Raw genomic sequence first — 15,404 nt, forward strand, 5'->3', positions numbered from 1 at the left:
GGCTTGCCGCAACAATGAAAAAACAATCTGGCTGGGATATTTATAAACGGCTGTTAGGGTATACCCGAAAGCACTTATGGGTGGCTGTGGCAGCCATTATCGCCACCATATTTTACGCACTGATTGAGGTCGGTATTATCAGTCAGTTCGAAAAATTGATTGATAGCGTACTGAAACAAAATAGCTCTGAGTTGTTTGTCTTTTCTGCGATTGTCTTTGTGATTGTGATCTTGTTGCGAGGCATTGCGTCTTTCTTCTCTGTTTATTGTATGGAGTGGATTGGACGACAAATCGTCTATGCTTTGCGGCTTGAACTGTTCGCTAAATATCTACGCTCTCCCGTTCGTTTTTTTGACCAACAACCGTCCGGTGAGTTGGTCTCTAAAATTACGTTTAATGCTGAGACGGTTTCTCAAGCGACCACCCAAGCTATTTCTATTTCTGTTAAAAGCGTTGCCTCGATTGTATTTGCCATCGGCAGTATGATGCTGATCAGTTGGTCACTGACGCTTATCTTCTTACTTGCTGCTCCTATCATTGCATTTGTGGTTAACGTGACAGCAAAGCGCTTTCGTAAAGTGAGTCGTGGCATTCAAGACAGCATGGGCGATGTGACTCAAATTGCTACCGAAGCGGTAGAAGGTATTCGTGTCATTAAAACTTATGGTGCCCAAAGTTACGAGCAGCAGCAGTTTGATCATTCTGCCAATATCAATCGTCAGCAATATATGAAAATGACGACGACCAAAGCCGTCAGTTCTCCTTTTATCCAACTGATTGCAGCCTTTGGATTTTCGATTGTTTTTGCCATCGCAGGTTTTCAGTTTGTTGATGGTAAATTTTCGGAAGGGCAGTTTGTTAGTTTCTTCTTATTGATTATGTACTTGATGAAACCTTTAAAAGATTTGTCGAGTGTTAATAGCATTTTGCAGCGTGGTATCGCAGGTGCAGAAAGCATTTTTGAAATCATTGATCACGAAGATGAAAAAGACTCTGGCACAGAGGTTATTGAGTCCGCACAGGGTGAGTTAAGTTTTGAGCAAGTCAACTTTGCTTATGCAAAGGATGGCGAAACGGTTATCAAAGACTTTTCGCTAGACATTAAAGCGGGCGAAACCGTTGCGTTAGTTGGGCCTTCAGGCAGTGGTAAATCCACTCTGGCTCAATTGTTATTGAAGTTTTATCATCCAACGAAAGGTTGCATTCGTCTTGATGGCCATGATTTAGAAACCCTTGAGCTGCAATCACTGCGCAAACAGTTCGCATTAGTATCACAAAACCTGGTGTTGTTTAATGATTCGGTGAAAGCCAATATTGCTTATGGCGAACTAGGCGATAAACCCGAAGCGGCACTTAATGATGCGATCGAGAGCGCTTATTTAAGTGATGTGATTGACAGTCTTGAAGAAGGAGTAGAAACAAACGTTGGTAACGCAGGCGCTCGTTTAAGTGGTGGCCAGCAGCAACGTATTGTTATCGCTCGCGCGTTATTAAAAGATGCACCGATTTTAATTTTGGACGAAGCGACGTCGGCGCTGGATAACGAGTCAGAAAAGAAAATTCAGCAGGCACTCGATCATCTGATGCAGGATCGAACCACTTTGGTTATTGCACATCGTCTCTCAACCATTGAGAGCGCTGATAAAATCGTCGTTCTAAAAGAAGGACAATTGGTAGAGCAGGGAACTCACCAAGAGCTGATGGCAATGGATGGCGAGTATAAAAAGCTTTATCAGTTGCAGTTTTCAGAAGTCTGATATGAGTCAAAAAATCGAAAACTTCTGGTATTCAAACTCACTCTGGAAGTGGTTGTTGTGGCCATTACATGGGCTACTCTGGCTGCTTACCATGGGACGTTTTTATGCCTATCGCCAAGGCTGGTTTAAGCAATATCAAAGCGCTAAACCAGTGGTGGTAGTGGGTAATATTTCTATTGGCGGCACAGGCAAAACACCATTCATTATCTGGTTAGTGAAGCAACTTCAAGAGCAAGGCATTTCTGCTGCGATTATTAGTCGCGGTTATGGTGGAAAAGCTGAAAGCTACCCATTAACACTTTCATCCGATACACGCGTTGAAGAATGCGGCGATGAGCCTTTTATGATGTATCAGCGTTTACACATTCCTATTGTGGTTGATCCTGTAAGAAGCCGTGCTTGCCAATATGTTGAGCAGCATTTTGATGTAGATGTGATTATTAGCGATGACGGTTTACAACATTACGCCTTGGCTCGACAAGTCGAGATCGTGATGATTGATGGTTTTCGTCATTTGGGTAATCGATTGCTGTTACCCTTTGGGCCTTTACGAGAACCTGCCGCGCGCTTGAAGTCTGCTTCTCTGGTTTTAATGAACAGTGGTGAGCCACGAGCGGATGTTAATCAGCTGTCCATTGCACCGGTTGCTTTGGTTAATATGGTATCGGGCGAGCGTTGCACCATCGAACAGTTACCTTTTCAAGAATGCTATGGGGTTTGTGGGATTGGTAATCCAAAGAAGTTTGAGCATACGCTTAATCAATTGCCCATTACTTTTTCGATGAAGACTTTTGCCGACCATCATCACTTTGAAGCGCAAGATTTTGCTGACTTAACTGACCAACCGATTATAATGACAGAAAAAGATGCCGAAAAATGTCGCGCCTATGCGCAAGATGACTGGTGGTATCTTGAAATTGATTTAGTACCTAATGAACAAGCCAGAGTGGTAATTGAGCACTGGCTGCAAGAAATAAAGAAGCGAGTAGGGCTATGAAAAGAGCACTAATAGATATTCTGGTTTGTCCTTTATGCAACGGCAAGCTGGTGTATAGCAAAGGAACCAATGAGCTGATCTGTAAATTTGATAAATTGGCTTTTGCTGTGAAAGAACAGTTTCCAGACATGTTAATCGAAGATGCTCGTAAACTTGAGCTGGAAGAAGTTGAACAGTTAACTTAATTAACACGCGAGTTTAGAACAATGACTTTTCATGTAATCATTCCTGCTCGTTACGCTTCTAGTCGTTTGCCGGGCAAACCATTAGCGATGATTGGTGATAAACCAATGATTCAATGGGTGTATGAGCAGGCACAGGCATCGGGAGCACAGTCCGTTGCTGTGGCGACGGATGATCAAAGGGTGTATGACGCCGTGCTCGATTTTGGCGGTGTGGCGGTTATGACTCGTGATGATCATGAGTCGGGTACTGACAGAATTCATGAAGCTTGCCAGTCACTTGGGCTGGAAGAGTCGGATATTGTTGTTAATGTTCAAGGTGATGAGCCTTTTATCCCACCAGAAGTGATTAGTCAGGTAGCTCAACTTATGTCTGCTCCAGACAGTGTGATGGCGACACTTTGTACTCCGATTGAAAGTGAAGAAGAACGTACGAACCCCAACGCTGTTAAAGTCGTGTTTTCTGAACGAGGTAAGGCGTTGTATTTTTCTCGTCATGCTATTCCTTATGATCGAGATCAAAGTATTGATGCCGATAAGCTTAACCAACATTATTTTCGTCATTTAGGGATTTACGCTTATCGTCGTTCTTTCTTGCAAGTTTTCGCGCAGTTAAAACCTTCGCGTTTGGAGTCGATTGAAAAGCTGGAGCAACTACGCGTATTAGAAAACGGTTTTAGCATCGAAATTGGCGTGGCTTCGGAAGCACCATTGGCAGGAGTTGATACCGCTGATGATCTCGAAACAGCACGGGCTTATGCTAAAAAATTATCATCTTGATAAGGCTTAGCTCGTTCTGTAACCGCAGTGATGAATGTTTCTACAAAGATGCAAAAATAGTTAAAAAAATGTGGGCTTTATGAGTTGTTTATCAATTATCTCATCTATATAATGCCGCCCGTACTTAGAACGTTCTTTTTTAAACCTCGCACAAGTGCGAGGTTTTTTTGTTCTTCGTATATCAACAACTTTATTTAGCCCGTAAACTTTTTCTTACGGGCTTTTTTTATGGTTGTCGTTTTTAAATTCGGTCTTGTTATTTCAGTTTATATAACACCAAACTTTCTTTGATATCTTCCGACCAACTGTATCCTCTATCCTTAGTATATACCCTAAGCATTTCGAAGTGCAGGTAGGCGGCAATCGAATCCCCTGAGTTTAGATGTACTAAGTGATTGGGGGAGTGCGCGTAGCCAACACCGCTGCACTTTGAAAGGCGACAGGTACAAACTCCCTGCTATACGTATTTTTCGTTTGAGTTGACGTTTGATATTTTGAAAGTAGTCTTATTCTCTTGGGAGACAACAAGTTATTTATGAGTAAAAAGCGGGATTATCCAGTAAAGTCTGTTGGCTTTTTACTTCTATAGGCTGAATAGTTTTTCGTCGTATTTGATATTGCCTATGCTATAGTGGAGGCCTGTGCTGATGGCGCTCAGTATTTTTTAATATCGTGATCATTATGAAACAAGACAAAGATAAAATTGTTGATATTCGCTCCGCGCGATCGAAAACTTCACCAAGCGGTAAATCTTCGGGTATTTCCGATAAAATTAAACATGGTATTTTATTGGTGATTGTTGGGATAATCGTGGGGTACGCTTTCTATTCTTATGATACTGGAACGGCGGTTACGCCCATGCGCGAGTTGCAAGAGCCTAAAACGTCCAGTGAAGGCGAACAAACCGTTGTGACTATTGCAGCGGATCGACAAGGGCATTTTATTTTTAGAGGAAGTATAAACGGGCTTCCGGTTAATTTTTTGTACGACACTGGCGCATCGTTTGTTGCTATTCCTGAATCGGTTGCCAAGCGTATAAAGGGCTTGGTACGCGGAGCTTCTTATTATACGCAGACCGCAAATGGTGAAGCCTTGTCTTATCAAACTTTGTTAGACTCTGTAACCGTTGGTGGTATTGAACTCAATCAGATAGAAGGGTCTATATCGACAGGATTAGAGGGTGATATTATTTTGTTGGGAAGTTCCTTTCTTAAGCATCTGGATATAGAACAAAAAGAAGGTAGATTGGTTCTTAAGCACACCCGTAAATTACATTAGACGCTATGCTGAGGTAAGTTTTGAAGCAGATTAGCCAGTGGTTCCAAACAATTCTAAAGGGGAGAGCACCGTTGACCGATCCTAATCGTGTAAGCGTATTATTTGTATGTATGGGCAATATTTGCCGTTCACCTTCAGCAGAAGGCGTGTTTGAAAAAATTGCTAAAGATTACGGAGTGTCCGTGCATGTTGATTCTGCGGGTACGGTTGCTCATCATATCGGAGAGTCTCCCGATCCTCGCTCTCAGTCGGCCGCTAAAAATCGTGGTTATGATTTGAGTAAAATCCGCTCGCGCAAGGTAAAAGAGAATGACTATGCTCTTTTTGATTATGTGCTTGCCATGGATCATGACAACTTAAGGTATTTAAAAAAGCACTGTCCCGCTGAGCATTCTCATAAAGTCTCGTTATTTCTTGATTTTGCTCCTGGCTGTGAAACTGACGAAGTTCCCGATCCTTACTACGGTTCGCTGAATGGATTTGATCGCGTGTTGGATTTAATTGAGGAGGCAGCGAAAGGGCTGGCTTTGCATATTCGTCAGAACGCTTAACTGCATTCGTCAGGATCAAAAAAGCCAGCGATTAAGCTGGCTTTTTTGTATCGAAAAGAAGCGATTAAGATTTATCGTCTTCTTTAACGGCATCAGTAGTCAGTGATGGTTCTTCACTTCTATCTGCTGTAACAGCTTCGCTGGTTTCGGCAGTACTTGCAGTAACTGCTTCTGTCGCTAACGCTGCAGGTTCATTGCTCACTGGCTCAGCAGGGGCTGCCTGAGGTACCTCTGATGTTGGTTGAGCCGCGACTTTGGGCTCGGGAGCCTGAGTAGTTGCCACAGGAGCAGGTGCTGGTTTTGACATCGGACTAAAGCTCGATGTCGTTGCCGAATCAGCTGCTTCTGATGTGAAAGGACCGTTACCTAAGTCTGACTTAATAAACGCAGAAAAATCGCTAGAAACCAACTCTCCAACTGCTTCAGGCTTTGCCATAGGCGATGTCGAATGGCCGACAATATTTTTGGCTGGCTCTGGCTGAGTTGATGGAGCAGCGGCTGGCTCTGGTTTGCTTTGAGGCTGAGGCTTCTCTGCTTTAGCAGCTTCAGGAGCCTTAGCAACCGGAGGCTTAGCTTCAACTTTTTCTACCACTTCTGCTTTCGGCTTATGCTCAGCTTCGACTCTAGCAGGAGCGCTGGCTTCTGCGGGTTGAGCTTGTGGCTGTTCTTTAGCTTCTGGCTGGGCCGGAGCAGGGGCTGGTGCCATTGGTTTATCTTTTTGAGCCTTTTGGGCTTCAGGGATAACGGCTACTGACTCCTGAGGTGTAACAACGGTTTCTTGCGTTGGCACTACCGATTCTTTTTGTTGCTTAGGCTTCTTTTCTGCTTGAGGTGCCTTATTTGCCTGAGGTGACTCTTGCTTCACATCTTTGGCTTCAAACACCGCTGCTTCATGAGACTGTGCCTTTTGGTTCTTCTCCTGTTGACGCTCTCGTTCTGCCAGCTTGCGATTTTTAGAACGCGCTTTGCTTTGCTCTTCGGAGCGCTCTTTACGCGACTGTCGCTCGCCTCTTGGAGCTTGCTCTTTCGGCTGCTGTTGGTTACGGCGATTACGGTTGTCTTGCTGACGGTTTTCACCCGCAGACTCTGCGTTATCACGTGACTGATTGCGTTTGCGATTATTCCGGTTACGGCCCTTACGCTCTTCGCGTTGCTGATCACCGCCTTTATCATGACGTTCATTTTGCTCGCCAGAACGTTCGTTACGACCTTTATTGTTTGGACGTGAACCCGGGCCACGACGCTTGCGTTGGTTTTGGTTGCGTTGACGCTTGCGGTTTTGGCCTTTGCGTTCTTGCTGTTTTTTGCTCTTTTTCTCTTCTTCACTCTCGCCAAAGAAGAAGTTAAGGATACGTTTAATCAAGCCTGGTTTGCTGGGCTCTTTAGTTTCTTTTTCCTTTTTCTTCTGCCGTGGTGCTGGTGCTGGAGGAGGAGCAATCGGCACTGTCATGTTCTGAACTGCGGGCTCTTCCGACGCCTGACGCGCTGCTGGTGCAACGTAAAGCTTAGGTTTATCACCTTCACCTTCTTCTTTATCAAGCTTCAACTCAAAACTGCGATGTTCAGTAACGTCGTCTTCTTTCAGACGTAGAATTTCAAAGTGAGGCGTTTCAAAGTCTGTATGAGGGATTAAAACCACTTTAACTTTTCGACGTTTCTCAATTGCGGCGATGATCTTACGCTTTTCGTTGAGAAGGAAAGTGGCGACTTCTACCGGAACAAAAGCCTGTACCTGACTGGTGGACTCTTTGATCGCTTCTTCTTCTACCAGACGGAAGATAGATAAAGATAAAGATTCGATACCGCGGATACGGCCTACACCGTTACAACGAGGGCAGGTATGTTGACTGGACTCGCCCAATGAAGGACGTAGACGCTGGCGCGACATTTCGAGCAGACCAAAGCGCGAGATGCGGCCAATTTGGACACGTGCGCGGTCTTGCTTTAAAGCTTCTTTTAATACGCTTTCGACTTCTCGTTGGTGCTTAACTGGAGTCATGTCGATAAAGTCAATAACGATCAAGCCGCCGATATCACGTAAACGCAGTTGGCGGGCAATTTCTTGAGCGGCTTCGATGTTCGTATTCAGAGCTGTCTCTTCGATATCTGAGCCTTTAGTTGCGCGGGCTGAGTTAATATCGATAGAAATCATGGCTTCGGTTGGGTCGATTACAATCGAGCCACCAGAAGGTAACTGGACTTCGCGCTGGAAGGCCGATTCGATTTGAGACTCAATCTGATAGCGGTTGAACAGCGGAATTTCGCGATCGGTGTAAAGCTTGATGCGGTTGACGAAGTCTGGGCGAATACGTTCAATGGTGTACTTGAGCTTCTCGTAGGCTTCTTGTTTATCAACTATCAGCTCGCCAATATCTGGGCGTAGGTAGTCACGAACAGCACGGTTTAGAACATGGCTCTCTTGGTGAATCAAGAAGGGCGCAGGGTCTTCGGCTTTATCGCAAATGTCTTTCCACAGGCTGAGCAAATTGCCCAGGTCCCATTGAAGTTCTTCGGCACTGCGGCCAACGCCAGCAGTACGAACAATACAACCCATACCTTGTGGAACCGTCATGCTACGTAAAGCATCACGCAATTCTTCGCGCTCTTCACCTTCGATTCGGCGAGAAATACCACCAGCACGTGGATTATTAGGCATTAAGACAACATAACATCCAGCCAGGCTGATAAAGGTGGTTAACGCTGCACCTTTTTGGCCACGCTCTTCTTTATCGATTTGAACAATCAGTTCCTGACCTTCTTGTACGGCGTCTTTAATGTTTAAACGACCACGTTGAGAAGGATCTTTAAAGTATTCGCGGGCAATTTCTTTAAGGGGAAGGAAACCATGGCGCTCAGCACCGTAATCAACAAACGCCGCTTCTAGGCTGGGTTCGATACGGGTGATTTTTCCTTTATAGATATTGGCTTTCTTTTGTTCACGACCGGTTGTTTCTATGTCCAGATCGTAGAGTTTTTGACCATCAACTAAAGCTACTCGCAACTCTTCTTGTTGGGTTGCATTGATGAGCATTCTTTTCATAAGATTTTATCTCTTTTCCTGTATTTTATGTGTTTTAGCAGGCCGAGATAGGTTAACTTTGGAGGACTGGCAGGTATACCTACAATACAAAAGTGCACGCCATCAAGTAAATTTGAAGGCGATCAAAGGCTAGGTAACATGTTGTAAACAAACAATTTAATTAGTCCCTTCAGTAGAGTCCTAATTAACGTTATTGCTTCGCTTAACAATAACGATATAGATCCTGCGTATTCGTCCTGGCAAAATAGGGTTAACCGTTTCGGTTGTGCCAATTAACGTTCAAATTGTGGTGCTTGGGGGGGGCTGGTTCCTGTGCGTTTCGGACAGCCTTTTCACATACCTTGGTATGTTACTCCTACAGTCTCATTATTGGGGGAAAGCAAACGGCTTTCAGACTGCGTCATTGCTAGATTGTATTGATAGATAAGTCGTATAGACTTAAATGGCGCACCACAATACAAAATATAGCAGGCTTGCAAAGTCTCATCAATTTATTTGTAAAAAAATGGTACACTATCAACTGGTTAAGTCTCTGATTTGAATGAATTTTGAACAATTTTAATAAAGTACAGCTTGTGACTGTCGAAGATGACATGGCAGGCCAGCGAATTGACAACTTTTTAATGGCGCGCCTTAAGGGAGTGCCACGCAGTCTGGTGTATCGAATTATCCGCAAGGGTGAAGTCAGAGTTAATAAAAAACGCATTAAGCCTGAATACAAATTACAGGCTCAGGATGCGGTTAGAATTCCGCCTGTTAAGGTGCCCGAAAAAGACGAGGTAACTATTTCTTCTGCGGGTCTTAACAAAATCCAGCAGCTGGAGAAGCACATCATTTTTGAGAATGATCGTGTGATGGTGATTAACAAACCATCAGGCATGGCGGTTCATGGTGGCAGCGGTTTGTCTTTTGGTGTGATAGAAGCCATGCGCCAATTGCGCCCACAAAGTAAGTTTATGGAACTGGTGCATCGATTAGACAAAGACACCAGTGGCTGTTTGTTGATTGCCAAAAAGCGCAGTGCACTACGTTTTCTTCATGAGCAACTGCGTAACAAAAAGCTATATAAAGAGTATGTGGCACTGGTCGATGGCCGTTGGCCAAAACGTACACGGGTTGTTGATGCGCCATTAGACAAAAATCACCTGCGTTCTGGTGAGCGGATCGTCAGAGTGTCTGAAGCGGGTAAACCGAGCCAGACGGAGTTTTCGATTGAACAGAATTTCGCTCGAGCCACTTTGGTAAAAGCCATGCCTATTACTGGCCGAACACATCAGATCCGTGTTCATGCTCAATTTGCTGGCTGTCCGCTGGCGGGTGACCCTAAATATGGCAACGAAGAGTTTGACCAATTTTTGAAAGCTACCTATGGATTTAAGCGTTTGTTCTTGCACGCACGTCAATTGAGTTTTAAAGATGCTCCAGATGGTAAAAAGATTACTGTAAAAGCAGAATACGACGACGCTCTTGCGAATCTTTTATCTGCGTTGGATTAGGCTTACTTAATGAAAACCGATTATCAGTTTGTGGTATTTGATTGGGACGGAACATTAATGGATTCTGCTCCCCGTATTGTCTCTTCAATGAGTGCGGCGGCTCGTCAACTGAGTTTGCCGGTTCCTTCTGATGATGATATTCGCCACATTATCGGTTTGAGTCTGGACGAAACCTTTAATGCTCTGTTTCCAGAAACGAATGAACAGCAAAGGACTGAGTTATTTGAAGCCTACCGTGAAGAGTATGTTACGGGTAACCCAACACCCACTCCACTGTTTAGAGATGCTGAGCACATACTGAAATCACTTAAAGAAAGAGGTTATCGCTTGGCGGTGGCTACTGGCAAAGGACGCCAGGGACTCGAACGTGTTTTTAGAGAGTCCGGAATAGGGCACTGGTTTGATGATTCTATCTGTGCTGGTGAGGCGGAGTCTAAGCCTCACCCAGATATGCTGCTGCAGTTATTGAGCCGTAACCAAATTGATGCTGATGCTACTTTAATGGTGGGTGATACCAGCCATGATTTATCCATGGCCGCAGCGGCGAATGTGGATGCGGTCGGTGTGTCTTTTGGTGCTCATGGTGTTGAAAAGCTAACACCTCACCAACCGCAGTTGATCATTGACCATTTGTCTCAGTTGCTGGATTGGCTGCATCCAGTATCGGATTGACGCCTAATTGACGTAGCCCGTTAGCGACAGCTATTAAAGGAAGACCAATCAATGAGCTAGGATCCTGGCTCTGGATTTCTTCAAACAGGCAAATGCCTAGTCCTTCGCATTTAAAGCTACCGGCGCAATCGAGTGGTTGTTCAATAGCAATATACTGATTGATTTCTTGTTCGCTCAGTGAGCGAAACTTGACGCTCACAGGGTCCAGATGAAAATAGCTCTGCTCGGTCTGAGTGTTCAACATATAAAGGCCGGTAAAGAAGTGAGCTTGATTACCCGATAAAAGCGTGAGCTGTTGACGTGCTTTTTGTTCAGTCCCAGGTTTGCTGAGAACTTTGGGTCCACAACAGGCAACCTGATCGGCGGCAATAATAATGGAAGGTTTGTCTGCTGAGCGCAGTTGTTCATAGACTGCCATGCATTTTTCTTTGGCCAGACGCAGACTTAATGGCTCTGGTTGTTCCGAAATAAGCGGGGTTTCATCGATGTTGGGACTAATGCAGGTCGCAAAAATACCGATCTGTTTGAGCAGGTTGGCACGGTAGACAGATGAAGAGGCGAGCACAATTCGATAATTCACTTAAAGAATCCTATGTATATAACTGATTTTATTGGCAACTTTTTAAAGCTTAAGCGATAAAAAAAGCCATGTCGACAAACTCGGTGTTTTCAGTCTTAAAAATAACAGGATTTCTTTGACCTTTCAGGCATTTAGCTATAGAATTGCGCGCTTATGCGTAATACAGATATCACATGGTCAATCAATCCAGCGAAGTTGGCAGACAGTTCGGCTTATACCGAACGCCATCTCACTGTTGCCCATTTTAAACGATTGGGCGAATATCTTGCCGATGATTCGGGAGAGATTTTTGTCCGATTTGATGGATTGCGTGGTGATGGTGGTTCCGGCAGACGGTTATTAAAGTGTCACTTAAACGCCAAGTTGGCGATGGAGTGTCAAACCAGTTTCCGTGCTGTGCCATTCGAAGTGGAAAAAGAAATAGTGTTTTGTCCGGTTTATAATGAAGAGGCAATGGCCTCGGTGCCGGAAGAATACGAAGCGGTTTTAATTGATGATGAAGTGCTTGATTTGCTAACGCTGGTTGAGGATGAATTAATCCTTTCCTTGCCCATAGCAGTTCATGCGCCAGACAGCCCATCTTCGATGAGGTTTGGTCCGGAAATCATTGAGGAAACACCAGATAAGCCTAATCCTTTCACTGTGTTGGAAGGGCTTAAGGCAAAAACAGATTCTAAAGACTGAAATTAGGAGATACGGTAATGGCTGTACAACAGAATCGTAAAACTCGTTCGAAGCGTGACATGCGTCGTTCACACGATGCTTTAACTGGTCCAACATTGTCAGAAGACAATACAACTGGTGAAACTCACCGCCGTCATCATATTACTGAAGACGGTTACTATCGTGGTCGCAAAGTTCTGTAATTCGTCTGAATAATTTGGCTATTTTGACGTTATCATGCTGTTTTATAATGCGAATGCATTAAAAATCCAGTTCGATAACTTCTGTTATTGTCTGAATTAAGCAGAACTTTGAAAACAATCACGTTAGCGATCGATTGTATGGGGGGCGACTATGGCCCTCCTATCTCTGTTGGTGCTGCTCTTATAGCACTAGAACAACACCCCCACCTTCATTTAAAACTCTTTGGCGATCAAGATCGCATCAAGCAAGAGCTTTCTCGCAGTTCTATTAATCTCTCTCAACGAGTCACCATTTGCCCAACCTCTGATGTTGTGTTGATGGATGATAAACCGTCTGTTGCCCTTCGCAGTAAGCGTGATTCTTCAATGCGTAAGGCAATAGAAGCCGTGCGAGATGGAGAAGCCGATGCTTGCGTCAGTGCAGGCAATACCGGAGCCTTAATGGCGCTGTCTCGGTTTATTATTAAGATGTTGCCTGGTATTGATCGTCCTGCAATTATTACTGCCATTCCTACCGCCAATGGTCATACGCACATGTTAGATTTAGGTGCGAATATTGACTGTGATTCTGAAACCTTATTTCAGTTCGGCATTATGGGCTCGGTTTTAGCGTCTGCGATTCATAATATTCCACGACCTACGGTTGGATTGTTGAATATTGGTGAAGAAGAAATTAAAGGTAATGATCAGGTCAAACAAGCTGCGGTACTATTGCAGAGCACCTCACATATCAATTACATTGGCTTTATTGAAGGCAATGATATTTTTGCTGGTAAATGCGACGTTGTAGTGACCGACGGATTTACAGGCAATAATGTATTGAAAGCCAGTGAAGGGGTTGTCCGACTGTTAGCAAGTCAGTTGCGTTCGGTATTTGAGCGTAATCGCTTTTATAAACTGGTCGGGCTTATGATCAAACCCATTTTAAAAACATTTAAAGACGAGATCGATCCAGATAAATATAATGGGGCAACCTTGATTGGTTTAAAAGGTATTGTGATCAAGAGTCATGGCGGTGCATCTATTACCGCCACCGTTAATGCTATTAATGAAGCGATTACGGAAGTTGAAAAAAACGTACCTCAAAGAATTGCTCAAGAAGTTGAAAACCTATTAATCGACAGGAGCTAATTTATGTATAGTCGTATTGTTGGTACAGGTAGCTACCTGCCAGAAAAAGTTCTAACGAATAAAGAACTGGAATCCATGGTGGAAACCAGTCACGAATGGATTGTTGAGCGAACCGGTATTCACCAACGTCACATTGCCGCCGAAGATGAAAGTGCTTCTGTGTTAGGTGCAAAGGCAGCAGAACGAGCAATCGAAGCTGCGGGTATCGATAAGAATGAAATCGATATGATCATTGTTGCAACAGCAACTTCTGATCGTTTGTTCCCAAGTACAGCCTGTTTTGTTGGTAAAAAATTAGGCCTGGAAGGTGTTGCTGCATTTGACGTGACTGCCGCTTGTGCTGGTTTTGTGTATGGAATGAGTATCGCTGATCAGTACATTCGTACAGGCAACAAGAAAAATATTTTGGTTATCGGCACCGAAGTCCTGTCTCGTATTCTCGACTGGGAAGATCGTACCACTTGTGTATTGTTTGGTGATGGTGCTGGGGCTGTGGTAATGTCCGCGTCCGAAGAGCAAGGCATTATGTCGACACATGTTCATGCTGATGGTAGCTACGTCGATTTACTGTACTCACCGAATATTATTCGCGGTCAAGAAGAAGGTTGTGTTCGCCCTAAAGTATTTATGAAGGGTAACGAAGTCTTTAAAGTCGCAGTAAGAACTTTGAGCAGTATCGTAGATGAAACCTTAACTGCCAACAATATGACCCGTGAAGACATTGACTGGCTGATTCCACACCAGGCCAATATTCGTATTATCCAGGCAACCGCTAAGAAATTACAGATGCCGATGGAACAAGTAATGGTCACCGTTAACGAGCATGGTAATACCTCTAGCGCGTCTATTCCTTTGGCATTAGACAAAGCGGTACGTGCAGGAACCATTAAGCGTGGTGAAACCTTGTTATTGGAAACCTTTGGTGGTGGTTTTGCCTGGGCATCAGCCTTATTAAAGCTCTGATTTTAGTCATTAGTGTCTGTTTGATAGCGATACGCCTCACATCGCGTATCGCCGAAATATAGCGAGTTAATAATAACAATGAATGATCAATTAGCGTTTATCTTCCCTGGGCAGGGTTCTCAAGCCGTCGCCATGTTATCCAGCTTTGCTGATAGTGACGTTGTCGCAGCGACCTTTAAAGAAGCGTCTGATGCGTTGGGTTACGACTTATGGGCATTGTGTCAGGAAGGACCGGATACTGAGCTTAATAAAACGGATAAGACTCAACCTGCTTTGTTGACCGCCAGTGTTGCTTTGTGGCGCTTATGGCAAGAGCAAACGAGTGTTCAGCCTTCAGTGTTAGCGGGTCATAGCTTGGGTGAATACAGCGCGCTTGTGTGTGCGGGTGTTTTCTCATTAGCTGATGCGGTTCAGTTGGTTGAAGCTCGTGGGCAGTTTATGCAACAAGCGGTTGCTGAAGGCAGTGGCAAGATGGCCGCTATTATTGGTCTGGACGACGCATTAATTGTTGAAGCCTGTAATGAGGCCGCTGAAGGAGAAGTGGTTTCTCCTGTGAATTACAACTCCCCAGGACAAGTGGTTATTGCTGGTAATGCGGATGCTGTTGAGCGTGCTATGGTGCTTTGTAAAGAAAAAGGTGCCAAAAAAGCGATGCCGCTAAAAGTCAGTGTTCCATCACACTGCGCTTTAATGTCTCCAGCCGCCGAAAAACTGGCCGAAAAACTGGCGTCGATTGCTTTTAACACGCCAAATGTTGCCGTTATTAATAATGTGGATGTTGCCAAAGCTTCTAGCGAAAGCGATATTCGCGACGCTTTGGTCCGCCAGTTGTTTAATCCTGTGCGCTGGACAGAAACCGTGCAAGTTATGAAAGAGCAGGGAATCACCACTTTGGTTGAAATGGGACCAGGCAAAGTACTTTCTGGATTAAACAAGCGAATTTCAAGAGAGCTTACCAGTTACTCCGTCGGTGAGAAAGAAGCTTTCGAAAAAGTGATTGAAGAACTAAAATAATGTCATTTCGCATCATTTCGACGCAAAATTAAGAGTTTTTGTCACATATTAATTTAACAATTGTTCGTTAAATTAACGCTGCGTTGTCTTCGATGAA

General features: G+C 44.3%; 15 protein-coding genes. 13 read left to right on the plus strand and 2 right to left on the minus strand.

Going from position 1 to position 15,404, the window contains the following annotated elements:
* Positions 1-14 precede the first annotated feature (14 nt).
* The 6 genes from msbA (at position 15) to NH399_RS16355 (ending at position 5,545) form a co-directional block, all read left to right on the plus strand.
* On the plus strand, positions 15-1,757 hold the full coding sequence (msbA, locus tag NH399_RS16330) for a lipid A export permease/ATP-binding protein MsbA (protein ID WP_253041944.1): 1,743 nt from the start codon (positions 15-17) through the stop codon (positions 1,755-1,757).
* A 1-nt stretch (position 1,758) separates the two neighbouring features.
* Complete coding sequence (gene lpxK, locus NH399_RS16335) at positions 1,759-2,754, plus strand: tetraacyldisaccharide 4'-kinase (protein WP_253041946.1); 996 nt, start codon at positions 1,759-1,761, stop codon at positions 2,752-2,754.
* Positions 2,751-2,939, plus strand: coding sequence for a Trm112 family protein (locus NH399_RS16340; RefSeq protein WP_253041948.1), 189 nt, complete (start codon positions 2,751-2,753; stop codon positions 2,937-2,939). Before lpxK ends, NH399_RS16340 begins: the two co-directional genes overlap by 4 nt.
* Before the next feature lie 21 nt (positions 2,940-2,960).
* On the plus strand, positions 2,961-3,716 hold the full coding sequence (gene kdsB / locus NH399_RS16345) for a 3-deoxy-manno-octulosonate cytidylyltransferase (RefSeq protein ID WP_253041950.1): 756 nt from the start codon (positions 2,961-2,963) through the stop codon (positions 3,714-3,716).
* Between the two features lie 681 nt (positions 3,717-4,397).
* Entirely contained in the window at positions 4,398-4,994 is a 597-nt protein-coding gene (locus NH399_RS16350) for a TIGR02281 family clan AA aspartic protease (RefSeq protein ID WP_253041952.1), read from the plus strand.
* A gap of 71 nt (positions 4,995-5,065) precedes the next feature.
* Complete coding sequence (locus tag NH399_RS16355; protein WP_253041954.1) at positions 5,066-5,545, plus strand: low molecular weight protein-tyrosine-phosphatase; 480 nt, start codon at positions 5,066-5,068, stop codon at positions 5,543-5,545.
* Positions 5,546-5,609: 64 nt separating this feature from the next.
* Here NH399_RS16355 and rne read toward each other — a convergent pair whose 3' ends face one another.
* Positions 5,610-8,585 carry a ribonuclease E gene (gene rne / locus NH399_RS16360; RefSeq protein ID WP_253041956.1) on the minus strand — a complete coding sequence of 992 codons (2,976 nt, stop codon included), beginning with the start codon at positions 8,583-8,585 and terminating at the stop codon, positions 5,610-5,612.
* Positions 8,586-9,133: 548 nt separating this feature from the next.
* Between rne and rluC the strand changes: the two genes are divergently transcribed.
* Positions 9,134-10,081, plus strand: a complete 948-nt coding sequence (gene rluC / locus NH399_RS16365; protein WP_253041958.1) for a 23S rRNA pseudouridine(955/2504/2580) synthase RluC — start codon at positions 9,134-9,136, stop codon at positions 10,079-10,081.
* Positions 10,082-10,090: 9 nt separating this feature from the next.
* A complete protein-coding gene (locus tag NH399_RS16370; protein WP_253041960.1) occupies positions 10,091-10,753 on the plus strand; it encodes an HAD family hydrolase in 663 nt (220 codons plus the stop codon).
* Here NH399_RS16370 and NH399_RS16375 read toward each other — a convergent pair.
* Positions 10,701-11,333 (minus strand): Maf family nucleotide pyrophosphatase, encoded by a 633-nt coding sequence (locus NH399_RS16375; RefSeq protein WP_253041962.1) that lies wholly within the window; start codon positions 11,331-11,333, stop codon positions 10,701-10,703. The two genes, NH399_RS16370 and NH399_RS16375, sit on opposite strands and share 53 nt — an antisense overlap.
* Before the next feature lie 153 nt (positions 11,334-11,486).
* Between NH399_RS16375 and NH399_RS16380 the strand changes: the two genes are divergently transcribed.
* The 5 genes from NH399_RS16380 (at position 11,487) to fabD (ending at position 15,307) form a co-directional block, all read left to right on the plus strand.
* Complete coding sequence (locus tag NH399_RS16380) at positions 11,487-12,017, plus strand: YceD family protein (RefSeq protein WP_253041964.1); 531 nt, start codon at positions 11,487-11,489, stop codon at positions 12,015-12,017.
* Positions 12,018-12,034: 17 nt separating this feature from the next.
* Positions 12,035-12,199 carry a 50S ribosomal protein L32 gene (rpmF, locus tag NH399_RS16385; protein WP_253041966.1) on the plus strand — a complete coding sequence of 55 codons (165 nt, stop codon included), beginning with the start codon at positions 12,035-12,037 and terminating at the stop codon, positions 12,197-12,199.
* A 108-nt stretch (positions 12,200-12,307) separates the two neighbouring features.
* Entirely contained in the window at positions 12,308-13,330 is a 1,023-nt protein-coding gene (plsX, locus tag NH399_RS16390) for a phosphate acyltransferase PlsX (protein WP_253041968.1), read from the plus strand.
* Positions 13,331-13,333: 3 nt separating this feature from the next.
* On the plus strand, positions 13,334-14,293 hold the full coding sequence (locus NH399_RS16395; protein ID WP_253041970.1) for a beta-ketoacyl-ACP synthase III: 960 nt from the start codon (positions 13,334-13,336) through the stop codon (positions 14,291-14,293).
* A 78-nt stretch (positions 14,294-14,371) separates the two neighbouring features.
* Positions 14,372-15,307, plus strand: coding sequence for an ACP S-malonyltransferase (gene fabD, locus NH399_RS16400; protein WP_253041972.1), 936 nt, complete (start codon positions 14,372-14,374; stop codon positions 15,305-15,307).
* The last annotated feature ends 97 nt before the right edge of the window (positions 15,308-15,404 follow it).

This window comes from Pleionea sp. CnH1-48 (genome assembly GCF_024124665.1).
Classification (GTDB): domain Bacteria; phylum Pseudomonadota; class Gammaproteobacteria; order Enterobacterales; family Kangiellaceae; genus JAMXSB01.